The sequence below is a fragment of the Streptomyces sp. SID5464 genome, from assembly GCF_009862985.1.
In the GTDB taxonomy this organism is placed as follows: Bacteria; Actinomycetota; Actinomycetes; order Streptomycetales; family Streptomycetaceae; genus Streptomyces; species Streptomyces chartreusis_D.
Genome location: NZ_WWIQ01000020.1, coordinates 85,424 through 109,523 on the forward strand (window position 1 = coordinate 85,424; position 24,100 = coordinate 109,523).

General features: G+C 69.9%; 16 protein-coding genes. 9 read left to right on the forward strand and 7 right to left on the reverse strand.

From position 1 onward, the window contains the following. Positions 1 to 11: 11 nt before the first annotated feature. The 5 genes from GTY47_RS13170 to GTY47_RS13190 form a co-directional block, all read right to left on the reverse strand. Positions 12 to 1,094 (reverse strand): substrate-binding domain-containing protein, encoded by a 1,083-nt coding sequence (locus tag GTY47_RS13170; protein WP_029180750.1) that lies wholly within the window; start codon positions 1,092 to 1,094, stop codon positions 12 to 14. Beyond that, positions 1,081 to 3,882: a SpoIIE family protein phosphatase gene (locus GTY47_RS13175; protein ID WP_010033934.1), complete on the reverse strand. Its 2,802-nt coding sequence runs from the start codon at positions 3,880 to 3,882 to the stop codon at positions 1,081 to 1,083. The genes GTY47_RS13170 and GTY47_RS13175 overlap by 14 nt, the downstream gene beginning before the upstream one ends. Positions 3,883 to 4,159: 277 nt before the next feature. After that, positions 4,160 to 5,248, reverse strand: coding sequence for a lytic polysaccharide monooxygenase (locus GTY47_RS13180; protein WP_234025764.1), 1,089 nt, complete (start codon positions 5,246 to 5,248; stop codon positions 4,160 to 4,162). 185 nt (positions 5,249 to 5,433) lie between these two features. Continuing rightward, positions 5,434 to 6,267: an NAD(P)H-binding protein gene (locus tag GTY47_RS13185; protein WP_010033942.1), complete on the reverse strand. Its 834-nt coding sequence runs from the start codon at positions 6,265 to 6,267 to the stop codon at positions 5,434 to 5,436. A 68-nt stretch (positions 6,268 to 6,335) separates the two neighbouring features. Then, positions 6,336 to 7,370 (reverse strand): acetylxylan esterase, encoded by a 1,035-nt coding sequence (locus tag GTY47_RS13190; protein WP_010033945.1) that lies wholly within the window; start codon positions 7,368 to 7,370, stop codon positions 6,336 to 6,338. Between the two features lie 230 nt (positions 7,371 to 7,600). Here GTY47_RS13190 and GTY47_RS13195 point away from each other — a divergent pair, with 230 nt between their 5' ends. The 5 genes from GTY47_RS13195 to GTY47_RS13215 are packed head-to-tail and all read left to right on the forward strand — an operon-like array spanning position 7,601 to position 13,047. Next, positions 7,601 to 8,593: an ABC transporter permease subunit gene (locus GTY47_RS13195; protein ID WP_010033946.1), complete on the forward strand. Its 993-nt coding sequence runs from the start codon at positions 7,601 to 7,603 to the stop codon at positions 8,591 to 8,593. Further along, positions 8,587 to 9,459, forward strand: coding sequence for a carbohydrate ABC transporter permease (locus tag GTY47_RS13200; RefSeq protein WP_029180751.1), 873 nt, complete (start codon positions 8,587 to 8,589; stop codon positions 9,457 to 9,459). The genes GTY47_RS13195 and GTY47_RS13200 overlap by 7 nt, the downstream gene beginning before the upstream one ends. A gap of 14 nt (positions 9,460 to 9,473) precedes the next feature. After that, a complete protein-coding gene (locus GTY47_RS13205) occupies positions 9,474 to 11,129 on the forward strand; it encodes an extracellular solute-binding protein (RefSeq protein WP_010033952.1) in 1,656 nt (551 codons plus the stop codon). Continuing rightward, entirely contained in the window at positions 11,126 to 11,812 is a 687-nt protein-coding gene (locus tag GTY47_RS13210; protein WP_010033955.1) for a hypothetical protein, read from the forward strand. Before GTY47_RS13205 ends, GTY47_RS13210 begins: the two co-directional genes overlap by 4 nt. After that, complete coding sequence (locus GTY47_RS13215; RefSeq protein WP_010033956.1) at positions 11,809 to 13,047, forward strand: beta-galactosidase trimerization domain-containing protein; 1,239 nt, start codon at positions 11,809 to 11,811, stop codon at positions 13,045 to 13,047. Before GTY47_RS13210 ends, GTY47_RS13215 begins: the two co-directional genes overlap by 4 nt. A 12-nt stretch (positions 13,048 to 13,059) precedes the next feature. Here the strand turns inward: GTY47_RS13215 and GTY47_RS13220 are convergent, their stop codons facing one another. Then, positions 13,060 to 15,045, reverse strand: coding sequence for an alpha-glucuronidase (locus GTY47_RS13220; RefSeq protein WP_010033958.1), 1,986 nt, complete (start codon positions 15,043 to 15,045; stop codon positions 13,060 to 13,062). A gap of 20 nt (positions 15,046 to 15,065) precedes the next feature. Continuing rightward, on the reverse strand, positions 15,066 to 18,863 hold the full coding sequence (locus GTY47_RS13225) for a GH92 family glycosyl hydrolase (RefSeq protein ID WP_173937231.1): 3,798 nt from the start codon (positions 18,861 to 18,863) through the stop codon (positions 15,066 to 15,068). A gap of 395 nt (positions 18,864 to 19,258) precedes the next feature. On the opposite strand from GTY47_RS13225, the gene ngcE reads away from it, so the two are divergent. The 4 genes from ngcE (at position 19,259) to GTY47_RS13245 (ending at position 23,999) form a co-directional block, all read left to right on the forward strand. After that, a complete protein-coding gene (ngcE, locus tag GTY47_RS13230; RefSeq protein WP_010033961.1) occupies positions 19,259 to 20,713 on the forward strand; it encodes an N-acetylglucosamine/diacetylchitobiose ABC transporter substrate-binding protein in 1,455 nt (484 codons plus the stop codon). Positions 20,714 to 20,755: 42 nt separating this feature from the next. After that, complete coding sequence (locus GTY47_RS13235; RefSeq protein WP_010033963.1) at positions 20,756 to 21,682, forward strand: sugar ABC transporter permease; 927 nt, start codon at positions 20,756 to 20,758, stop codon at positions 21,680 to 21,682. Next, positions 21,682 to 22,605: a carbohydrate ABC transporter permease gene (locus GTY47_RS13240; protein WP_010033965.1), complete on the forward strand. Its 924-nt coding sequence runs from the start codon at positions 21,682 to 21,684 to the stop codon at positions 22,603 to 22,605. Before GTY47_RS13235 ends, GTY47_RS13240 begins: the two co-directional genes overlap by 1 nt. A gap of 182 nt (positions 22,606 to 22,787) precedes the next feature. Continuing rightward, positions 22,788 to 23,999: an ROK family transcriptional regulator gene (locus GTY47_RS13245; RefSeq protein WP_010033968.1), complete on the forward strand. Its 1,212-nt coding sequence runs from the start codon at positions 22,788 to 22,790 to the stop codon at positions 23,997 to 23,999. Positions 24,000 to 24,100 lie beyond the last annotated feature (101 nt).

The window sequence follows — 24,100 nt, forward strand, 5'->3', positions numbered from 1 at the left end:
GAAGACCTCCCTCACCGGGTGAGCCCGACCCGGTCGCAGGCCGGCCGGAGCTTCGGGGTGCAGATCTGGTCGAGCGTGTAGACGCCGTCCCGGACGAGTGTCTGCCCGATGGTCTCGGCCGTCACGGCGACCGGGTCGAGCAGTACCGCCGGGACGTCCTTGCTGGTGGGGCTGTCCACGCTCGTCGTGACGAGGGCGTCGATGTCGTTGCCGCGCGCCAGGGCGACGGCCATGGCGGAGGCCGCGTCGGTCTCCTGCCGGAAGGGCTTGTAGACGGTCATGTACTGCTCGCCCTCGACGATGCGCCGCACGGCGTCGAGGTCGGCGTCCTGGCCGGTGACCGGGGGCAGCGGCGAGACCCGGGCGCTCTTGAGCGCCGCGATGACGCCGGCGGCGATCGAGTCGTTCGCCGCGAGCACCCCGTCGATCTGGTTCGTGCCGAGGGTGCTGATCGCGGCGGACATGTGGTCGTGCGCGTTCTCCGTGCGCCAGCCCAGGGTGTTGTACGACTTGAGGATCCGCACCTTGTGCTGGAGGACGGACCGGGCGCCGCCCTCGTACCAGGCGGCGTTGGGGCTGGACGGGTCGCCGTTCACCATGACCACGCCGCCGTCGTCGGCCCGGGCTCCCATGCCCTTCAGCAGCGCCTCGCCCTGGAGTCTGCCGACCCGGCCGCCGTCGAAACTGACGAAACCGGAGATCGGGCCCTCGGCGAGCCGGTCGTAGGCGATGACCGGGATGTCCGCGCGGTCCGCCGCGCGGACCGAGGAGCGCAGCGCCTTGGGGTCGACGACGTCCAGGATCAGGGCGGACACACCGTTGGTGATCATCGAGTTCATCTGCTGCCGCTGGCTCCCCGCGTCGTTCTCCGCGTTGGCGTAGATGAGCGTGCAGTCCGGGCACAGCTCCTTCACCCGCTTCTCGATCAAGGGCTTGTCGGACTGCTCCCAGCGGGGCACCGCGCGGCTCGGCAGCAGCAGCCCGATGGTGAGCCCGCCCGTGCTCTCTCCGCCGTCCTCGCTGCAGCCGGCCAGGGCCACCGCCATGACAGCCGCGGCGAGCCCGGCCCCCACCCGCCACCTACGGCCCCTCATCCCGCTCCTCCCTCCTGGGCGCGGCCTCGTCCCCGGACGTGTCCCGGTCCTGGTCCGGGGCCGGGCCCTGGCTCGCGTGGGGGTTCGGGTCGGGGTTGCCGTCCCGGCCGCGGCTTCGGACCGAGCCTCTGCCGGCTCCGCTCCGGTCGCGGGTCCGTCCCACGCCCCAGACCCGGTTGCGGCCGATGCCCCAGCTCCGGTCCCGGGCCGGCTGCCGTTCCTCCGCCGCCGGCTCGACCGTCGGCTGCGCCTCCGGCGCCGGTTCCGCTTCCGGTTCCTGGTCCGCGTCCGGGCGGGACACGACGATCTCGCTCCACACCTGTTTGCCGCCGCCGACCGGCACCGAGCCCCAGGCCGCCGACAGCGCCTCGACCAGGAAGAGCCCCCGGCCCCCGGTCGACTCCCAGTCCACGACCACCGGCTTGGCCGGCGCCCGCGGCGAGGAGTCGCTGACGGTCACCCGCAGCCGGTCCGCGGCCAGGGTCAGGTCCAGCCGGAGCGCGCCCTGTGTGTGCACCAGCGCGTTGGTGACCAGTTCCGACACCACCAGCAGAACGGTGTCGGCCTCGGCCACCACGTCCCACGAACGCAGCGTGCGCGCACTGAACCGACGGGCGTGCATGACCGCGTCCGGCAACCGCCACACGACCCAGCCCGCCCGCACCGGCCGCACGCGCATCCCGTCGTAGCGCAGCAGCAGCAACGCCACGTCGTCCTCCCGCCGGCCGGCCTCGCCGAGCAGGTCGTCCGCCATCCGCCCCGGGTCGGAGGGATCCGCCGCGGCGAGCACCTCGCCCACGATCCGCATGCCCTCGTCCACGTCCAGTTCGGCCGACTCGACCAGGCCGTCCGTCAGCAGCGCGAGCACCGAGCCGGGCGCCAGCGCCACCGCCGTCAGCGGGAACTCCGCGTCCTCCAGCACGCCCAGCGGAAGCCCGCCCTCGACCGCGATCTCCTCCGTGCCGCCGTCGGGATGACGCACCAGCGGGGACAGGTGCCCGGCCCGCACGAACAGCGCGTTGCCCTCCTCCATGTCCAGCTCGACATAGCAGCACGTGGCGAACAGGTCGGTCTCCATGCCGACGAGCAGCCGGTTGGCGTGTGCGACGACCACGTCCGGCGGATGACCCTCCACGGCGTAGGCCCGGACCGCCGTGCGCATCTGGCCCATGATCGTCGCGGCCCCGGCACTGTGCCCCTGCACATCACCGATGACCAGGGCCACCTTCCCCTCCGACAGCGCGATCACGTCGTACCAGTCGCCGCCCACCTGGAGCCCGCGCCGGGCGGGCAGATAGCGGGCCACGGCGGTGCCCCCGGGCAACCGGGGGAGACGGCGCGGCAGCAGACTGCGCTGGAGCATCGTCGCGAGTTCCTGCTCGGCGTCGTAGGCGTGCGCGCGGATCAGGGCCTGCCCCACCAGCCCCGCGGTCGCCGTCAGCAGGGCCCGCTCCTCGGGCGCGAACTCGTGCGGCGTGTCCCAGCCGACCAGGCACACCCCGGCCACCCTGCTCTTGGCCGGCAGCGGCAGGACCGCGAGCCCTCCGGGCCCGATCCCCGCGAGCCCGGGTTCCAGCACGGCACCCGCCGGCCACAGGCTCATCCGCCCGTCCCGGAGCGCCGCGTGCAGCGTGGGCAGGGCGGTGACCGGCGCGTCGGGCCACTCCGAGCGCCACTCGGAACGCCACAGCTCCGGCCAGGCGCCGGCACCCGGCGGATCGAGCACGGTGACCGCCAGCCGGTCCTCCAGCAGCTCGGCGAGCGCCACCCGGTCGGCACCCAGCGGCTCGCGCAACGCGGCGACCACCACACGGCTGACGTCCCGGACCGTGGTGGCGTCGTCGAGCGCGGCTGTCAGCCACTGGATCCGGGCGACGTCACTGGCGCTCCGCCGCAGCACCGGGGCCGCGGTCACCACGCCCAGCACCCGCTCCGGGGCGCCGTCGGGCCCCTTCAGCACCCGGCAGCTCAGGCGCAGCCAGCACAGTTCACCGGTGGCCCGGCGGGTACGGAACTCCAGTTCCCGGCGCCCGGGGGTCTGCGCGGACGGTTCGATGACGGACAGCAGGGCCGGGACGTCCTCCGGGAGGCTGTACGAGAGCAGCGTGTCGGTCTTGCCGTCGAAGCCGCCCTCGGGGATGCCGACCAGTTCGAGCAGGGCCGGGTCCGTCTCGACCAGCCCGGCGCCGGGTGTCAGGGCGAAGGAACCCACCCCCAGGGCGCGCAGGGCGGAATCCAGCAGGGGCGTGGGGGCGGACCGGTCGGCCTCCCCCCGGAGCCGCCCGGCGACCGCCTCTGCGTACCGCTCCAGAAAATCGCGCTGCTCGGCCCCGAACCCCTCCCCGGGCTCTCCCACCACGGCCAGGCATCCCAGCCACCCGCCGGCGGCGCCCAGCGGTACCGCCCCGAGCGGCGCGCCGGTGGTTCCGCCCTCCTGCCGGCCCGCGAGCCACAGCGGCCGCCCGCGCCGGAAGGCCTCGACCACGACGGACCCACTGTCCCCGGACACCCCCGCATAGCCCGGCGCAGGAGCGGGCGAGGTGCCCCCGCCGTGCCGCACACAACCCGGCAACCCGTACCGCTCCGGCTCGGCACCGGCCGACTCCACCAGCCGGAGCTCGGCACCGTCCTCACTCCGCACGTACACCGCCGCCAGTGCCACCCCGGCGAACGCCAGGACCCGCTCGCGCGCGGCGGACTCCGGCGTGGGACGAGGCGAACCGGTGCCCTCGCTCCCCGGCGCCCGAAGACCGGGGACCGCGGCCCGGGCATCGCCGTAATGGGGCATGTCCGCATCCACCTCCCGTCCATGCCGCAGCCACCGGCAGGTGGGAGTCCCCGGAACTCAGGCGACGGCGACGCGGCGGATCCACGCCCACGTGAGCGGCAGGGCACCCACACAACAGAATCGCATACCTGGATAACCGCGACATACGGGATGGAGCGTCGGATCGGCGAGTGGATGGAAGGGCCGGCCCGGGGCGGTCGTCCGGCGAGTGCCGGCCACACGCGACGGGCCCGGCAGCCGGGACTCACCGGCCACCGGGCCCGCCCGGAGCATCGGCTCAGCCCACCCGGCAGGGCAGGCTCGTCGTACTGTCACCGCCCGCGCCCGAGACGGTGTATCCGAACGTCGTGCTCCTGCCCGGATCGAGGGAGCCGTTCCAGCCGGCGTTGTGGACCATCACCGACTGGCCGTTGTAGGTGGCGTTGCCGCTCCACAGGCTCTCGATCCGCTGGCCGGACGGCAGTGTCCAGTCGACCATCCAGCCGAGCATCGGGACGGTGCCGGTGTTGGTGACGGTCACCTCGGACTGGTAGCCGCCGTTCCAGCTGCCGGTCGTCTTCCGGGTGGCCGTGCAGGTGCCCGGCACCGGCTCGGACGGGGTGCCCGGCTCCTTGATGCCGGTAACCTCCCCCTTGCCGCCGTCGAAGACGACGTCGGAGCAGGAGTAGAAGGTCTCCTGGCTGTCGGAGCGCTGCCAGACCATGTAGATGATGTGGCGGCCCGACTTGCCCTCGGGGAGCTTGCCGGTCCAGGAGTAATCGGCCTCGACCGTGCCCGGCGAGCCGTTCAGCGGCGGGTGGTCGACGCTCAGGAACGGCCGCTCCTCCATGTCGTTCCAGGTGAGCGTCTTCGTCGGGTCGAAGCCGTCCTTCGTGATGTAGACGTAGAACCAACCCGGGTGCGCCGCCCAGGCGTTGTACGAGAAGTCGACCGTCGCGCCCGAGGTGAGGTGGGTGAGCGGCCAGTCCTTGCTGGGCGTGTTGAACCCGGTGAAGTTGGTGTTGCCGCCGCTGCACAGCTGGCCGTCCGGTACGAAGCCCCGGGTGCGGCCGGCGCCGTCCGAGCGGAGCACCGAGAACCAGTTGTAGAACGGCGTGGTGCCGCTGACCTGCTGAGCGGCCCGGCACGCCGGGTTGACCGGCTTGATCTCACCGGTGTCGGTCAGACCGTCCTGCCAGCACAGGAAGGTACGGCTGCCGGGCTTCATGGGGGTGCCGTGCGCCTCCGCCTCAACACCGGCCGTCATGACCAGACCGAGGGCCGGAACGGTGACGAGGAGGGAGAGCAGGACGAGGAAGAGGGCTCTGGCCCGGGCAGGGGGTGCTGATCGGGGCATCGTGGCACCCGGATTTTTTGTCAGGATCATGACAGCATCGTCCGTTCCTTGAGGTACGGGCCTGTGGATGCGTGTGCGCGGATGCGCGGGGTGGGGGCGACTCGAGGGCGGGTTCCGGTCCACCGTCATGGGAGCGCTCCCACCCCGCTGTTGCGGAAGTTAGCGCCGGGCGGCGCAGTTGTCTACGGCTCCGGCGGCGGGGGCCGGTCGGGATGTCAGCGGAAGGAGCCGGCGTTCTCGGCGGCCCACTGCCCGAATGTCCTGGCCGGCGCGCCGGTGACCCGCGTGACGGTGTCGCGCACGCCGAGCAGTTCCTCGTTGAGGTCGCCGCCCGTGATGTCGAGGACCGCCGTCGCGGCCTCGTCGCCCAGGAAGGCCGCCATGTCGCGGTGGGCTTCCGCGCGGCTGATCTCGGTGCACGGCACGTCCCGTCCGACCGCCCGGGCGATGGCCGCGAGCTGTTGCCGTGGAGTGATGCGCTCCGGGCCGGTCAGCGCGTAGGTCTGTCCCCGATGGCCGGTCCCCGTCAGTGCGGCGCACGCCACCGACGCGATGTCCGCGGGGTGGATGGTGGGCAGACCGATGTCCGCGTAGGGGACACGGACCGGCCGGCCCGCGCGAATCGCGTCCGCCCACCACAGGGCGTTCGAGGCGAACTGCGTCGGCCGCAGGACCGTCCATGCCATGCCGCTGCCCTGGAGCAGCCGCTCGACGGCCAGGTTCTCGGCGGCGGGGCCCAGGTGCGGGTGGCTCTCGACGGTGATGGACGACACCAGCACCACATGCTCGACGCCGGCCTCCCCGGCGGCCTCCAGGATCCGTGCGTCCGGGCCCATCCGTGACACCAGGAAGAGCGAACGGGCCCCGGCGAGAGCGGACTTGAGCGAGTCCGGTCGCGTCAGGTCACCCTCGGCAGCCTCGACATCCGGCGGAAACGCGGCCCCTGCGGCGTCACGCGTCAGCCCCCTGAGCGGACCGGCGCCCTGCGCCCGGAGTTCCTTCACCAGGTTGCTTCCGATGTTTCCGGTGGCACCGGTCACGAGGATCATGAGGTCTGCTCCTGTCGCAGGTCGTTGATCGATGTGAGCCGACGCTAGGACCTCGACCGGACTTCAGGTCAACGTGCCCCGGACGGTGCGCGGGAATCCGTGCGGTCACCGGACCGGCCGTCCAACACCTCTCGCAACCAGGCCAGTTGACGACGCACCTGCACCGCGTCGCCGCCCTCGTGTCCGTTGAACGGATAGGCGTGGATCTCCTTGCGCGCCTCGGTGCCGGTCAGTTCGGCGTAGCGGTTGAACGCGGCGTACGCCCCGCTCGGCGGACACACCGTGTCCCGCAGCCCCACGCCGAAGTGAGCCGGAGCCTGTGCGCGACGGGCGAAGGAGACGCCCTCGACGTAGGAGAGGGTGCGGTAGGCGTCGTGTTCGGCGCCCCGGTGGACGGAGAGATAGCCGGCGATCTCCCCGTAGGGCCCCGCGTCCGTGAGGTCGAGCGCGCGGCGGATGCCGCACAGCAGCGGGGCGGTGACGAGCAGGGCCGCCAGGCCGGGGACGAGCCCCGCGACGGCCAGAGCCAGCCCGCCGCCCTGGCTGTTGCCCACGGCCACGGTCCGTGCGGGGTCGACGCCGGGCAGCTCCCGTACCGCCGTGACGGCGCGGACCGCGTCCGTGATCAGACGGCGGTAGTGGTAGTCCTCGGGTGAGAGCAGGCCCCGTACCGCCGGGCCGGGCCCGCCCGGAGCGGTGGCGTGCGGATCGGGTGTGTCACCGCCGCATCCGTACGCGTCGCCCTGGCCGCGGTTGTCCATGAGCAGGTGCGCGTACCCGGCGTTGACCCAGGTGAGGCGTTCGTGGGGGAGGCCCCGGCCGCGTCCGTACCCGGCGAACTCCACGACGGCGGGCAGGGGTTCGTCCACCCCGGCGGGCCTGCTGAACCAGGCGCGCACCGGGTCGCCGGCGAAACCCCGGAACGTCACGTCCCAGGTCCGGATCAGCCGGAGCCCCGTCTCCACCGGCCGCACCGACACCAGCGGGTCCGCCTGGCCGGACTCCTTCAGGGTGCGCCGCCAGAACGCGTCGAAGTCGGCGGGCTCCCCGACGTCCGGGCGATGGCGCTCCAGTTCCGTCAGCGGCAGGTCGAACGCGGGCACGGCGGCACCTCGCAGGAGTCGGTGGTCATCCAGAAACTTGCGATGGACGACGGGGCAGGTCCCTGGGGTCTACCCAGGCTCGACGCGATTCCAACGCGGCACAGACGCCCCAGCCGACTGCCGCTGCACCCATTGACAGCGCTTTCTGCTGCCCTTAAGTTGCCGCGAAGTTACCGGTAAGAGCTCGAAAGTTTCGGTTCCGCGTCCCATGCCCACGGGAGGCCCGAGCAATGAGCACGTCCACCACATCGGCCCCGCCGGGCACCGAGGACCCGCCTCCGGCCGGAGCCGCACCCCGGCGCGGCAAGCGGGACCCCGCCCGGACCGGCTGGCGGCGGGCGCTGCGCCGCGACTGGCAGTTGTACTCGCTGGCGGTCCTGCCGCTGCTGTTCTTCCTGGTCTTCCGCTATCTGCCGATGATCGGCAACGTCATCGCCTTCCGGCGTTTCGAGCCGGGCGGGTCGCTCTTCGGCGAGGAGTGGGTGGGGCTGCGCTATGTGCAGATGTTCCTCGACGACCCCACCTTCTGGCAGGTGTTCCGCAACACCCTGTGGATCGGCGGGCTCACGCTGCTGTTCTGCTTCCCGGTCCCGATCGTGCTGGCGCTGCTGCTCAACGAGGTCCGCCGGCGCTCCCTGAAGCGGTTCGTGCAGTCGGTGTCCTACCTTCCGCACTTCCTGTCGATCGTGATCGTCGCGGGCATCACCATGCAGATGCTGGCCGGCGACGGTCCGGTCAACCACCTTCTCGGCTGGTTCGGCCACGAACCGATCCGCTTCATCCAGGAGCCGGGGTGGTTCCGCACGATCTACGTCGGCTCGGAGATCTGGCAGACCGCCGGCTGGGGCACGATCCTCTACCTCGCCGCGCTCACCACGATCGACGAGGACCTGTACGAGGCGGCCCGGATCGACGGCGCCAACCGCTGGCAGCAGATCTGGCACGTCACCCTGCCCGGCATCCGGCCCACCATGGTGACGCTGCTGATCCTCAACATCGGCACGTTCATGGCGGTCGGCTTCGAGAAGGTCCTGCTGCTGTACAACCCGCTGACGTATCCGACCGCCGACGTGATCTCGACGTACGTCTACCGGTCCGGCGTGGAGTCCAACAGCTTCAGCTACGCCGCCGCCATCGGACTGTTCGAGGCGATCATCGGCCTGGTCCTCATCACGTCCGCCAACCAGCTCTCGCGCCGCACAGTGGGGACGAGCCTGTGGTGAAGCCGAGTCGTTCCTACCGGGTCTTCCAGGGCGTCAACGGCGTCATCCTCACCCTGGTCGTGATCGTCACCCTGTACCCGTTCGCCAACATCATCGCCCGCTCGTTCAGTTCGGAGCGGCAGATCCGGGCCGGTGAAGTGACGCTGTGGCCCGAGGGGTTCAACCTCACCACGTACAGGATCGTGTTCCAGGACTCCATGTTCTGGCGGAACTACGGCAACACCGTGCTGTACACCGTGGTCGCGACCGCCGTCGCCATGGTCCTGACCACGTGTTACGCCTACGTCCTGTCGAAGAAGCACCTCAAGGGACGCGGCGTACTGGTCGGTGTCGCCGTGTTCACCATGTTCTTCACCGGCGGCCTGATCCCCAACTACGTCCTGGTCACCAGCCTCGGCCTGAAGAACAGCGTCTGGGCCATCGCGCTCCCCAACGCGATCAGTGTGTTCAACCTGCTGGTGATGAAGGCCTTCTTCGAGAGCCTGCCGACCGAACTGGAGGAGGCCGCGCAGATCGACGGCCTGAGTACGTACGGCATCCTGCTGCGGATCGTGCTGCCCCTGTCGAAGGCGGTCGTCGCGACGATGGTGCTGTTCTACTCGGTGTCCTTCTGGAACTCCTGGTTCAGCGCCTTCCTGTACATGGACAAGTCCGAGCTGATGCCGGTCACCGTCTATCTGCGCAACCTCATCTCCGGCGCCACCACGGGCGGCAACGCCGGTGCCGCCGACGCACAGCTCAGCCAGGTGGGCGCGAACATCCAGGCGGTCACGATCGTGCTGACCTCGCTGCCCATCCTCTGTGTCTATCCGTTCGTCCAGCGCTACTTCGTCTCGGGCGTGATGCTCGGCGCGGTCAAGGGCTAACCGAAGGAGCAACCGTGAAGAACGCAGGACAGCTGTCGCGGCGTCAGGTCCTCGCCGCCGCCGGTTTCATCGGCCTGGCCACCCTCACCGGCTGCGGCAGCGGCGACGACGGCGGGGACTCCAAGGACCTGTCGAAGAAGAGGGACGGCGCGATGAAGGAGTACCGCGTCGGCCAGCAGTTCAAGGCGACCAAGCCGCTGTCCTTCTCGGTCCTGCACAACGACAACCCGGTCTACCCGATGAAGAACGGCTGGCTGTTCTGGAAGGAGCTCACCAAGCGCACCGGCGTCACCTTCGAGCCCGTCGCCGTTCCCCTGGTCGACTACGAGAAGAAGCGCAGCGTCCTCATCGGCTCGGGCGACGCCCCGTTCCTGATCCCCAAGACGTACCACCCCTCGGAGGTCGCCTTCGTGTCGTCGGGCGCGATCCTCCCGGTCAGCGACTACGTGCACCTGATGCCCAACTTCCAGGACAAGGTCAGGCGCTGGAAGCTGGAGCCGGAGATCGACTCCATCCGCCAGTCCGACGGCAAGTTCTACCTGCTGCCCGGCCTGCACGAGAAGGTCAGATCGGGCTACTCGCTGGCGCTGCGCACGGACGTCCTCGACCGGCTCGGTCTGAGCCGTCCCGGCACCTGGGACGAGGTGTACGAGGTCTTCAAGGCGATCAAGGAGGAGTACCCGGACCGCTACCCGTTCTCCGACCGCTGGAGCAAGAACACGCCCTATCCTGCCGCCGCCCTCTTCAGCTACCTCGGCCAGGCGTACGGCGTGCGGGCCGGATGGACGTACGACAACATCAGCTGGGACCCGAACGCGCGGAAGTTCGTCTTCACCGGAGCGACGGACACCTTCCGGCAGATGATCGAGTACGTGCGGAAGCTGGTCGCCGAGAAGCTGGTGGACCCGGAGAGCTTCACCCAGACCGACGACGAGGCCGCGCAGAAGCTGCTGGGCGAGAAGTCGTTCGCGATCAGCGCCAACCCGCAGGCGCTGGTGCAGGAATACCGGTACAACCTGCGAAAGCAGGTCAAGGGCGCGGAGATCGAGATGATCCCGGTGCCGCTGGGGCCCGCCGGTCCCGTGGTGCTGGGCGGCGCCCGGCTGGAGAACGGCGTCATGATCTCCAGCAAGGCCCTCAAGAGCGACAGCTTCGTCGCGATGCTGCAGTTCGTGGACTGGCTCTGGTACTCCGACGAGGGCCAGCGGTTCGCGCGGTGGGGCGTCGAGGGTGTCACCTACACCCGCTCCGCGGGCCGGTACAAGCCGAAGCCCGGCATCAGCCTCATGGGTTCCGACCCGGACGCCCCCAAGGACATGCAGAAGGACTACGGCTTCTACAACGGCGTCTTCGCCTACGGCGGCAGCTGGGAACTCGTCTCCTCCATGTTCAGCCCGGACGAGAAGAAGTTCCAGGACGCCATGGCCCAGCGCGCACAGACGCCCATCGCCCCGGCCCACCCGCTGCAGTCCTTCGAGCAGGAACAGGCCTCCCTGTGGGAGACACCGCTGAGGGACCACGTCACCCAGAACACCCTCAAGTTCGTCCTCGGCAAGCGTCCGCTGTCCGAATGGGACGCCTACCTCGCCGAGTTGAAGGCGAAGAACATGCAGCGGTTCGTCGACCTCCACAACAAGGCGTACGAGCGGTACAAGAAGGAGAACGGGTGAGCGGCGGCGTACGCGCGGCCGACTTCGGCACCGGAGTCCTCTCCCGTGCCGCGGGCCTGATCCACACCCTGGTCGCGGTGGAGGCGCTGCTGCTCCTCGCCGCCGCACCGGGCCTCGCCGGCCTGCTCCTCCTCGCCCCCGACCCCGCCAACCTGCCGCTGGCCGCCGTATGCCTCCTCCCGCTCGGCCCGGCGCTGTCCGCCGCGCTGTACGCCCTGCACCACCGCAGCCGCGACCTCACGGACCTGCGCCCGGCCCGCACTTATGCGCGCGGCTGGCGGCTCAACGCCGTACCGTCGCTGAAACTGTGGGCACCCCTGCTGGCCTGGCTGACGGTCATCGCCTTCACCCTCACGCACTTCTCCGCCACCGGCCTGCCCGGCTGGTGGGCGCTGCTGCTCGCGGCGATCGGCGCCGGTTCCCTCCTCTGGGGCGCCCACGCCCTCGTCCTCACCTCGCTGTTCGCGTTCCGCGCCCGGGACACCGCCCGCCTCGCCGGGTACTTCCTGTTCCGGCACGGCCGCGCCACCCTCGCCGCGGCCTCCCTGCTCGTCCTGGCGGCCGCGCTGACCGCCCTGCTGACCGAGGCCCTGCCCGCCCTGCTGGCCGCCCCGCTGCTGCTGTCCCTGCTGCACGGCAGCCGCACGGTGATCACCGAGACCCAGAAGGACTTCACGGCATGACCGCGCCCCGCACGCCGAAGATCCCGTACGGCGGTGACTACAACCCCGAGCAGTGGCCCGAGACCGTCCGGGACGACGATCACCGCCTGTTCACCCGGGCCGGCATCGACACCCTCACCGTCGGCGTCTTCACCTGGTCCCTCACCCAACCCGCCCCGGACACCTACGACTTCACGGTCCTGGACGGTGTCCTGGACCGGGCCGCCACCGAGGGGCGCCAGGTCTGCCTGGCCACCGGCACCGCAGCCCTCCCGCCCTGGCTCGCCAAGCGGCACCCCGAGGTCAACCGCACCGAGAAGTACCACGGGGCCGTCATCGGCCACGCCGGCCGCGACGACACCCGGGTCTTCCGCGAAGTGGCCGAACTGGGGCAGGAGCTGGCGGCCCTGGGGGACCGGACGCTCGGCGCCCGCACCCCGGCCCGCACCGCCCTCCTCTTCGACTGGGACAGCTGGTGGGCCCTGGAGATCTCCGACGGCCCCTCCCGGCTGGTCAAGTACCCGGACGTGGTGCACGCCTACTACCGGGCCGCCCGCGAGGCCGGCGCCGACGTGGACGTGATCGGGCAGACCGCCGACCTCTCGCCGTACGACGTGGTGCTCGCCCCCGCCCTCCACATGGTCAAGGGCGACCTCGCCACCCGCCTCGAAGACGTGGCCGCACGCGGCGGCACGGTCCTGACCACCTTCCTCTCCGGCCGCGTCGACGAGCACGACCGGGCCTTCCTCACCGATGTCCCCGGCCCGCTCGCCCCCCTCATGGGCATCCGCGTGGACGAATGGGACGCCCGCCCGCCGGATTTCATCCAGCCCGTCCCCGAACTGCCGGCGGAGGCACGGCTCGTCTTCGAGATCGTGCTGCCGCGCGGCGCCGAACCGGTCGCCACCTACGGCACCGACTTCTACGCGGGCACCCCCGCCGTCACCCGCCACCCGTTCGGCGACGGCGAGGGCTGGTACGTCGCCACCGCCCTCGACCAGCCCGGTGTCGACCAGGTCGTCCGCCGCATCCTGACCCGCCACGACCTGCTCGGCCCCTACGCCGACCACCCCGTCGTGGAGACCGCCACCCGGGTGGCCCCCGACGGCACCCGCCTGCTCTTCCTCCTCAACCACGCCCCCGAACCGGCCCTCCTGACCGCCCACACCACCGCCACCGACCTGCTCGCCGGCAAACGGGTCGAGCAGGGCGAACCCCTGGTCCTCGATCCCCTGGGCGTGGCGATTCTTCAGTAGAGCCGCCATCTCTCAGTAGATCCGGCGCCCCCGCTCGTCCGGCACCCCCGACTTGCGGAAGAAGTAGCTGTTGATCTGGTCGCGCCACTCGCGGGCGCTGCGGAGCTGCTCCTCGTAGCGCTCCGCCACCCGGGCGTGGCGCCCCGGCTCGACCAGGTCCGCGAGACCCGCCCACACACGGCGGGCCTCCTCGACCTCCGCCACGCCCTCGAAGTGCGTGTCGTAGATGTGCTGGATCACCGCCTTGCCGCTGTGCAGTGTGTGTCCGTACGACACGTGATGGAAGAACAGCAGCAGTTCGTCGGGGCAAGTGTCCGGCGACTCGTACAGCTCGGCCCACGGCTTGGCGTACTGCCCGGCGTACCCGGTCCCGCTCGCCACACTGCGGTCGACGCCGATGCCGTCCCGGTCGGCGAAGTGGTAGGTGCCCCAGGGGCTGTACTCGTAGCCGTCGACGCTCGGCCCGTAGTGGTGGCCCGGCTGCACCATCCATCCCACGCCGAGCGGAGCGGTGTACTTCTCGTACGTCCGCCACGAGCCGTCGAGGGCCGCGTGCAACCCGTCGGACAAGCGTTCCGGGGCTTCCGGGAAGGTCAGCCCGATCCACTCGTCGAGCACCTCGCACGGGTCGGCGTCCGGCCGCCAGGCCAGCCGCCCGAAGGTGTACAGGTTGGCCTGGGCGAGGGGGTGCCCGGTCCAGAACGGATCGTCACCGGCGTTGGACACGGCGACCAGCCCGCCGCGCGCCCGTTCTCCCACGGACGCCTCCGGTTCGTGCCGGAACCGCAGCACCTCGCTCCACATCGGCCCCAGCCAGCACACATGCCGCTGCTGCCCGGTGTACTCCTGCGTGGCCTGCACCTCCACCGCGAGCCGAGTGCGCGGCATGGCACCGATCAGCGGCGAGACCGGCTCCCGCACCTGGAAGTCCATCGGTCCGTGCTTCACCTGGAGCACGGCATTGGCCGCGAACTCCCCGTCCAGCGGCACGAAATGGTCGTACGCGGCCCGCGCCCGGTCCGTCGTCCGGTCCCGCCAGTCCTGACGGTGGTTGTAGACGAACGCCCGCCAGTGCACCGTGCCGCCGAACGGCTCCAGCGCCGCCGCCAGCATGTTCGCCCCCTCCGCATGACTGCGGCCGTAGGCGAACGGGCCCGGCTGCCCCTCCGAGTCGGCCTTCACGACGTACCCGCCGAAGTCGGGGATCGCCTCGTACACCCGTCGTGTCGCCTCACCCCACCAGTCGCGCACCGCCTCGTCCAGCGGATCGGCCGTGGGCAGCCCGCCTAGCACCACCGGCGCGGCGAAGGACACGGAAAGATGAGTGGCGACCCCGTAGGGCCGCAACACATCCGCGATCGCGGCCACTTCGTGGATCCGGTCGGTCAGCAGGTGCGCCTCGGTCTCGTGCACGTTGACGTTGTTGACGGCGACCGCGTTGATCCCGCACGCCGCGAGCAGCCTGCCGTACGCCCGCACCCGCTCCAGGTCGCCGCGCGCCCGCCCGTCCGCCCAGAACAGCGAGCCGCCCGCGTACCCGCGCTCCACCTGGCCCATGACCGGGTGCACGGCGACGTTGTCCCAGTGGTCGAGCATCCGCAGGTCGAGCGCGGGGCGGTGCGTCTGCCGCGCCCACCCACCGGTGAACGCCGCCTCACCGAGGCGCACGACGTGGAACAGGCCGTACAGCAGCCCCCGCCCGCCGGAGGCGGTGACGGTCGTCGTGCCGTCCGCACGCGCGCAGCTGAAGCCCTCGTCGCCCAGGTCGTCGGCACCGAGGCCGAGGACCAGGTCGTACGTGGCACCGTCCGGCCGGGCCTCGCGCACGACCCGGCCCCCGAACCGCCGGCAGGCCTCCGCCACCTCCCCGTGCACCGTCTCCACCAGCGGACCGGATCCACGGATCAGCGTCCGCCGGCCGCCGACCGCCCGGAAGGCGGCGGGCGGCAGCCAGGCCGGGTCGACACCCTCCGGCAGGGCGGGCACGGGAAGCGGCATGAAACCCCCAACTCGGCTGCTCAGGCGAGCAGTTCGACCTCCGCCAGCGAGCCCTCGCCGTCGAGGACCAGGCGGTACTTCTCGTACGTACCCGGTGACCTCACGCTGAACGCGCGTGTCTGTCTGTCCCAGGCGAAGGACTCCCCGGAGCGCCGGTCCAGCGTCCGCCAGGCCGTGCCGTCGGAGGAGCCCTGGAGCGTCCAGCCGGCCGGTGCCCTCGCCCGGTCCGCCGGCGACGTCAGCGTGTACTGGACCGCCTCGGCGCGCTCGGGGACCGGCAGGTCCACGGACGTCACCGCCGCGTCCGTCGCCGACGTGTCGTCGAACAGGGCACCCGCACCGTCGAGCACGTCCGCGCGGGGCGCCGGAACCTCGTCGTCCCGCGTGATCGACACCGGCGCCGCGTGCCTGCCCGTGCCCCACGACGACGGCCGTGGGCCCATGTCGAACTCCAGCACACCGCCCCGGGCGAGAAGCGAGTGGGGCAGCGAGGTCTTCGTCCACGTCCGGCCGTTGACCTTCAGCCCCTGCACGTACACGTTCCGCGCGCTGTTCTCCGGCGCCTTCACCACCAGCTCGCGCCCGTTCTCCAGATGGACGGTCGCCTTCCTGAACAGCGGGGAGCCGATCGCGTACTCGCCGCTGCCCATCACCAGCGGGTAGAAGCCGAGCGCGGAGAACAGGTACCAGGCCGACTGCTCGCCGTTGTCCTCGTCGCCGTGGTACCCCTGGCCGATCTCGCTGCCGGTGTACAGCCGGGACAGCACCTCGCGGACCTTCTCCTGTGCCTTCCAGGGCTGCCCGGCCGCGTCGTACATGTAGACGGCGTGGTGGGCGACCTGGTTGGAGTGCCCGTACATGCCCATCCGCACGTCCCGCGCCTCGGTCATCTCGTGGATGACACCGCCGTACGAGCCGACGAACTCGGGGGAGGCCGTCTCAGGCGTGGAGAAGTACGCGTCGAGCTTGCCGGCGAGGCCCTTGCGGCCGCCGTACAGGTTGGCCAGACCCCGGCTGTCCTGCGGGGCGGTGAAGGCGTACCCCCACCCATTGGTCTCGGTGTAGTCGTGGCCCCACACGCGCGGGTCGTACGCCGAGGACTCGACCCGCCAGTCGCCCTCGGCGTCGCGGCCCTGGAAGAAGCCGGCCTTCGGGTCGAAGAGGTGCACATAGTCGCGGGCGCGGTTCAGGAAGTACTCGGACTCGTCCATGTAGCGCCGCTCGCCGGTCTCCTCGTAGAGCTTGTGGCCCATGCGGGAGATGCCGTAGTCGTTGAGGTAGCCCTCCAGCGCCCAGGACAGGCCCTCGTGGGTCTCGGTGCTCGTGTAGCCGAGGAAGGGGGAGGTGGCCATGCCCTTGCGGCCGACGCCCGAGTTCGGGGGCACGACCGTCGCGTTCTTCACGGCCGCTTCGTACGCCGCCTTCGCGTCGAAGTCGACGCCCTTGACGTACGCGTCCGCGAAGGCCACGTCCGAGGACGTGCCCGTCATGAGGTCGGCGTAGCCGGGGGAGGACCAGCGGGAGGTCCAGCCGCCGTCCTTGTACTGCTGCACGAACCCGTCGACCAGCTCACCCGCCCTGCTGGGCGTGAGGAACGAGTACGCCGGCCACGTCGTCCGGTAGGTGTCCCAGAAGCCGTTGTTGACGTACACCTTGCCGTCGACGATCTTCGCGCCGGTGTGCGTCGGGGTGTCCGGGTTCGGCATGGGGGAGAAGGGCGAGGCGTACCGGTACGTACCGCCGACCTTCTCGAAACCGGAGTTCGGGTACAGGTACAGCCGGTACAGGCTGGAGTACAGCGTCGTCAGCTGGTCCGGGGTCGCGCCCTCGACCTCCACCTTGCCGAGCAGCCGGTCCCACTGCCGCCGGGCGCCGCGCTTCACCGCCTCGAAGGAGGTGCCGTCCGGGATCTCCTGGCGGAGGTTGTCCTTGGCCTGGTCGATGCTGATGAGCGAGGTCGCCAGGCGCAGGGTGACGGTCCGGTCGTCGGCCTCGAAGCGGAGGTAGCCCTTCACACCGGACGAGGAGCCCTCGGTGACCGGCTTGTCGAACTCGCCGTAGACGAACAGCCGGGTCGCGCCCGTCGACAGCCCGGACTTCACGTCCGAGTAGCCGGTGACGATCCCGTTCTCCCGGTCGAGGGTCAGGCCCGCCTGGTCGGTGACGTTGTCGAAGAGGACGCTCGCGTCGTCGCCGGGGTAGGTGAAGCGCAGCGCCGCCGCGTGGTCGGTCGGCGCCATCTCGGCCGTCAGCCCGTTCTCGAACCGCACCCCGTAGTAGTACGGCCGTGCGGTCTCGTTCTCGTGCCGGAAGGCCAGCTCCCGCGCCTCACGGCCGGTGTCCGGGATGCCCGGGGCGGCTGACGGCATCACCTGGAAGGTCTGCCGGTCACCCATCCAGGGACTCGGCTCGTGGCTCGCGCTGAACGCCTGGATCGTCGGCAGGTTGTCCGCGTTGTTCGCGCGTGCGTAGTCGTACAGCCAGCTCAGCGAGCCCGAGTTGGTCACCGGCGTCCAGAAGTTGAAGCCGTGCGGCACCGCCGTCGCCGGGAAGTTGTTGCCCCGCGAGAAGCCGCCGCTGGAGTTGGTGCCGCGCGTCGTCACCGCGTAGTCGGACAGATGCGCCTTCGGCCGCTCGGGAACGACGGACTCGATGGTCACGTCGTCCAGCCAGCCCCGGAACCTCGCCGGACCCTTCGGCGAGTCGTACGCCACCAGGATCCGGTCCACGGTCTTGCCGGCCGCCACCGACCCGATGCGCGCGGCCACGTCGTTCCACTGGTTGACGTAGAGGACCTTCGCCGCGCCCTGCCCCCGCGGGGTCAGCGGGAAGCCGTGCTGGTCCGTCGCCCCCAGGTCGCTCAGATGGGTGCCGTCGGTGAAGGCGAGGTCGACGGAGACGTGCGTCGCGTCGTAGTCGAGGTCGCCGTCCGCCATCGACGGGAAGACGCGATAGGCCAGCCGCGTGTTCCGGCCGACGGCCACGTTCACGTCGAAGACCTTGTTGTACGAGTACGCCCGCCCGTCGGCGGTGTGCCGACCGGCGTAACGCAGGGCGCGCTTTCCGGTGAATCCGGCGCCCGCCTTGGCGGTGGGGGAGCCGCTCGGGCCTCGGTCGACGAGGGAGAGCATGTCCTTCGGGACGGGCCCGTCGCTGCCGCCCGTGGAGAACTGCACGTCGGCGAGCTGGAGGAGGTCGCCGCCGTTGTTGCCGGTGACGTCGAGCCGGAAGTGCTGGTACTCGGCCGGTTCCGCCACGTCGTACGTCTTGGTCCGGAACCGTTCGGAGAAGGACTCCCCGGAGCGGGTGTCGAGCGTCTTCCAGTCCTTGCCGTCGGCGGAGCCCTTCAGAGTCCAGTCCTTCGGGTCGCGCTCGTCGTGGTCGTTGGCCGACGTCAGTGCGTATCGCGCCAGTTTGACCGGCTCGTCCAGGTCGAACTCCACCCAGCCGGTGGGCTCGAAAGTGAGCCACTTGGTGCTCGGCTCGCCGTCGGCGAGGTTCTCCTTCACCTCGCCGCCGCCCGTGTTCTCGGCGCTCGCCCGGACATCGGTGACGTGGTCGGTCACACTGCCCGGTATGCCGCTGCTGTAGCCGCCGTCGACCCCCGAGGCGCGTTTGCCGCCGTCCGGGTCCGTGTCGACGCTGTTCAGCCAGTCCGGAACCGGGTCGTCCGCCTCGAAGGAGGACGCGAACCTCCGGTCGGCCTTCTCGGGGGCTTCGGGCAGTGCGACCGCAACGCCCTGGGACCCCAGGGTCACAGCGAAGGCGGTCGCCGACACGACCGCCGCACCCCATCTGTGCCGAGCTTTCCGTTGCATCAACGGGTACCCTCCCTGCGCAGTGGACAACGTTGTCAACTTCGGTGCGCAAGGACCAGTAGGTGCCCAAGTGTCAAGGAGTGTCAAGGGTGTTGGTTGCGGCATCCGGGGGTGATGACCGGGATATTTCCGCCGAGGAACAGACAGAGCGCTCGGCTTTCCGTGAGGTCTCAACTCGGATAAACCCACGGCCAACCTTGTGTTCGATCTTGATCCGCCGACGGGAAGTGGACTATACCTGTCGGACGCTTCACGCGATCCGCACGTCAGGACCCGCACGTCACCACCCGCACGTCACCACCCGCACTTTCCTGCACGACCCAGCTTGACCCGATCGCGGTGCCGGGGAGGATCCGGTTCACCGCCTGAGTCCTGGAGAAGGCGAGGACTTGAGCATGGGATCCACTTCCGCCGAGAACCACGGCACCGAGGGTGTCGGCCGCCGTGATCTGATCAAAAGGTCCGCCGCGCTCGGGCTGATCTCCGTTCCCACGATGAGCTTCCTGTCGGCCTGCGCCAGCAGCGGCGGCGACGACAGCGGGGACAAGGCCAAGGCCGGCAAGAAGACCGCGAAGAACCCGCTCGGCGTCAACGACACCGCGGGCATGGAATTCGTCCTGTTCGACGGCGGTTTCGGCAAGGAGTACGCCGAGGACGCCGTGAAGATCTACGAGAAGAACTTCCCCAAGGTGAAGGTGAAGTTCTCCGCCACCCAGAAGATCCAGTCCACCCTCCAGCCCCGCTTCAACCAGGGCACCCCGCCGGACCTCATCGACAACTCCGGCGCCGAGCAGATGGACATGGGCGTCCTGGTCGGCAAGAACCAGCTCACCGACCTCACCCCGCTGCTGGACGCGCCCTCCTACGACGACCCGGGCAAGAAGGTCCGCGACACGCTGCGCCCCGGCATCGTCGAGATGGGCCAGTTCGACGGCGAGAAGGTCTGGATCCTCTACTACGCCTACACCGTCTACGGCGTCTGGTACTCGCAGAAGGCCCTGGACTCGCTCGACGAGCAGTACCCCGAGACCTGGGACCAGATGCTCGCGGTCTGCGAGAAGGCCAAGAAGAAGGGCATGGCGGGCTGGACGTACGCGGGCAAGTACCCGTACTACCTCCCCTTCTCGCTCTACCCGATGATCGGCAAGGTCGGCGGCCGCGAGGTCCTCGACGCCATCGACAACCTGGAGCCGAACGCCTGGAAGCACCCGGCCGTCAAAGCCTGCTTCGACGCGTACTACGAGCTCTACAAGAAGGGCTACATCCTCAAGGGCACCCCGGGCCTGGACCACATCCAGTCGCAGACCGCCTGGGCCGAGGGCAAGGCGCTGTTCATCCCCAACGGCTCCTGGGTGGAGAACGAGTCTGCCAAGGTCATCCCGAAGGACTTCGACCTGGCCGTCTCCGCGCCCACCGGCCTCGACTCCTCCGACAAGATGCCGTTCGGCACCATCTGGGCCTCCGGCGGCGAGCCCTTCATCGTCCCGTCCAAGGCGAAGAACGCCGAAGGCGGCATGGAGCAACTGCGCATCATGCTCAGCGAGGCGTCCTCGAAGAACTTCACCAGCAAGGTGAAGTCATTGACCGCGTACAACGGCGGAACCGACGGCATCGCCCTCACCCCGGGTCTGAAGTCGGGCGTCGCGGCCCTGGACAAGGCCGGGGATAACGTGGTGAATCCCCGTATGCAGGACTGGTACGTGCAGTTGCAGAAGGAGAAGATCGGCGTGTCCGGCCTGGGGGAGATGATGGCCGGCCGTCTCACTCCGGCCGAGGCCGTCAAGAAGATCCAGGGCTACGCCGACGAGGCCGCCAAGGACAGCTCGATCAAGCACTACAAGCACCAGTAACGGCACCGGAACTCTTTTTTCCGCAACGGCACCGGAGTGGCGATGCAGCACGGCAAGTACCGGTTCATCGTGGGCTTCCTCGCGCTGCCCCTGGGACTGTACGCGCTCTTCGTGATCTGGCCGTTCATCCAGTCCATCTACTACTCGTTCACGGACTGGACCGGCCTGAGTCCCGAATTCAAGATGGTCGGTTTCGACAACTACAGGCGGATGCTCGACGACGAGATCTTCTGGAAGTCGTTGCAGCACAGCCTGCTGTTCGCGCTCCTGCTGCCGGTCGTGACGATCAGCCTGGCGCTGTTCTTCGCCTTCATGATCAATGTCGGTGGCAGAAAGAGGAAGAACGGCCCGGCCATCTCCGGCGTCCGGGGCTCCTCCTTCTACAAGATCGTCTACTTCTTCCCACAGGTGCTGTCCATCGCCATCGTCGCGCTGCTGTTCGCGTTCGCGTACAACCCGGACAGCGGCGCGATCAACTCGGTCCTGCGCGGTATCGGGCTGGACGGCGTCCAGCCGCTCTGGCTCGGCGACCCCGACCTCGCGCTGTGGGCCGTGATGGCGGTGCTCGTGTGGTCCACGGTCGGCTTCTTCGTGGTCCTCTTCTCCGCCGGCATGGCCTCCATCCCGGCGGAGATGTACGAGGCCGCGCTGCTGGACGGGGCGGGCCGGGCCACGACGTTCTTCCGCATCACCCTGCCCCTGCTCTGGGACACCGTGCAGTCGGGCTGGGTGTACATGGGCATCCTCGCCCTGGGCGCCGAGTCGTTCGCGGTCGTCCAGATCATGACGACCGGGCCGGGCGGTCCCGACTACTCGACCACCGTCATGGTCCTGTACGTGTACCAGAAGGCGTTCCGCGACGGGCAGGCCGCCTACGCCACCACCATCGGTGTCGCCCTGCTCGTCGTCACGCTGGCCTTCGCCGCCGTGGTGATGCGGCTGGGCCGTCGCGAGCGGCTGGAGTACTGATGAAGACGACACAGACCCCCGCGCCCGTGCCGGCCGAGTCCGGTGCACCCGTCACCAAGACGGACATCCCGCCGGGACCGCCCCCGAAGGAGAAGAAGGAAGGCACGGTCCTCAACGCCTTCTCCCACGGCATCCTCGTCATCTGGGCGGTCATGGTGGTCATGCCGCTGCTGTGGGCGGTGATGACGTCCTTCAAGGACGACCGGTCCATCTTCAGCTCCCCCTGGTCGCTGCCGGACACGCTGCACTTCGACAACTGGTCGCGGGCGTGGACCGAGGCCAACATGAGCGACTACTTCCTCAACACCGTCCTGGTGGTGGGTGGTTCGCTCATCGGCACGCTGGTCCTCGGCTCGATGGCGGCGTACGTCCTGGCCCGCTTCGACTTCCCGGGCAACCGCTTCATCTACTACCTGTTCATCGGCGGCATGAGCTTCCCGATCATGCTGGCGCTGGTCCCGCTGTTCTACGTCGTGAACAACATGGGCCTGCTGAACACCATCCACGGGCTGATCCTGGTCTACATCGCCTACTCGCTGCCGTTCACGGTGTTCTTCCTGACGGCGTTCTTCCGGACCCTGCCGACGTCGGTGGCGGAGGCGGCCTTCGTCGACGGCGCCTCGCACAGCCGTACGTTCTTCCAGATCATGCTGCCCATGGCCAAGCCGGGCCTGGTCAGCGTCGGGATCTTCAACTTCCTGGGCCAGTGGAACCAGTACATGCTCCCCACGGTCCTGAACACCGACCCCGACAAGCGCGTCCTCACCCAGGGCCTCGTGCAGTTGGCGGTCAGCCAGGGCTACAAGGGCGACTGGTCGGGTCTCTTCGCCGGCCTGGTGATGGCGATGCTGCCGGTGCTCGCCGCGTACATCGTCTTCCAGCGGCAGGTGGTCCAGGGCCTGACGGCGGGGGCGCTGAAATAACCCTGCGCGTTCGCACGTGTACACGCCGCTCCCGAACAGGGGGCGGCGTGCACGCGTGTGTCCATGGACCCGGAAACGGTTCAACCTCTTGACGGGAGGCAACCCGAACGGCTCAGCTTAGAGTTCACTAGTTGGACATGGACGGGGTCTCATCGAAGCGACCCCGCGCGCAGGAGGTCGTCGTGGAGACTCCGGGGTCGCAGTCGTCGCTGCACCGAGCCAACCTGGAGCGGGTCGTACGAGCCGTACGCCTGGCGGGCTCCCTCACCCAGGCCGAGATCGCGCGGACGACGGGCCTGTCCGCGGCGACGGTGTCCAACATCGTCCGGGAGTTGAAGGAAGGCGGCACCGTCGAGGTCACGCCGACGTCGGCAGGGGGGCGGCGGGCCCGCAGCGTGTCGCTGAGCGGGGACGCCGGGATCGTCATAGGGGTCGACTTCGGCCACACCCACCTGCGGGTCGCGATCGGGAACCTCGCCCACCAGGTGCTCGCCGAGGAGTCCGAGCCGCTGGACGTGGACGCCTCCTCGACGCAGGGCTTCGACCGGGCGGAACAGCTGGTCAGCCGGCTGATCGAGGCCACCGGAGTCGACCGGTCCAAGATCGCCGGGGTGGGCCTCGGCGTGCCCGGCCCGATCGACGTCGAGTCCGGCACCCTCGGCTCGACCGCCATCCTGCCCGGCTGGACCGGCACCAAGCCCGCCGAGGAGCTGCGGGGGCGGCTCGGCGTACCCGTGCACGTGGACAACGACGCCAACCTCGGCGCCCTCGGCGAGATGGTCTGGGGCAGCGGCCGCGGCGTGCGCGACCTGGCGTACATCAAGGTCGCCAGCGGTGTCGGCGCGGGCCTGGTGATCAACGGAAAGATCTACCGCGGTCCGGGCGGTACCGCAGGAGAAATCGGACATATTACACTCGATGAGTCCGGCCCCGTCTGCCGCTGCGGAAACCGCGGCTGCCTGGAGACCTTCGCGGCCGCGCGCTACGTGCTCCCGCTCCTCCAGTCCAGCCACGGCACCGACCTGACGATGGAAGGCGTCGTACGGCTCGCGCGGGACGGAGACCCGGGCTGCCGTCGGGTGATCGCCGACGTCGGCCGCCACATCGGCAGTGGAGTCGCCAATCTCTGCAACCTGCTGAACCCGAGCCGTGTGGTCCTCGGCGGTGATCTCGCCGAGGCCGGTGAGCTGGTACTCGGGCCGATCCGGGAGTCCGTGGGCCGCTACGCCATTCCCAGCGCGGCACGCCAGCTGTCCGTTCTCCCCGGGGCGCTCGGCGGCCGTGCGGAGGTGCTCGGAGCGCTCGCGCTGGCCCTCAGCGAGATGGGCGATTCAACACTTTTGGACGGGACCGCCGTCGGGGCACTGCAAGCGGCGACCCCTGCCTTCACTTAGAGAACGGATGGCACCGTTGCCATCTCGTTAAGGATTTACTTCTTGACGTCGCACGTGTGGCCGAGTTGACTTCCAGCCACCTCGGCCGCAATGTCGCGGCC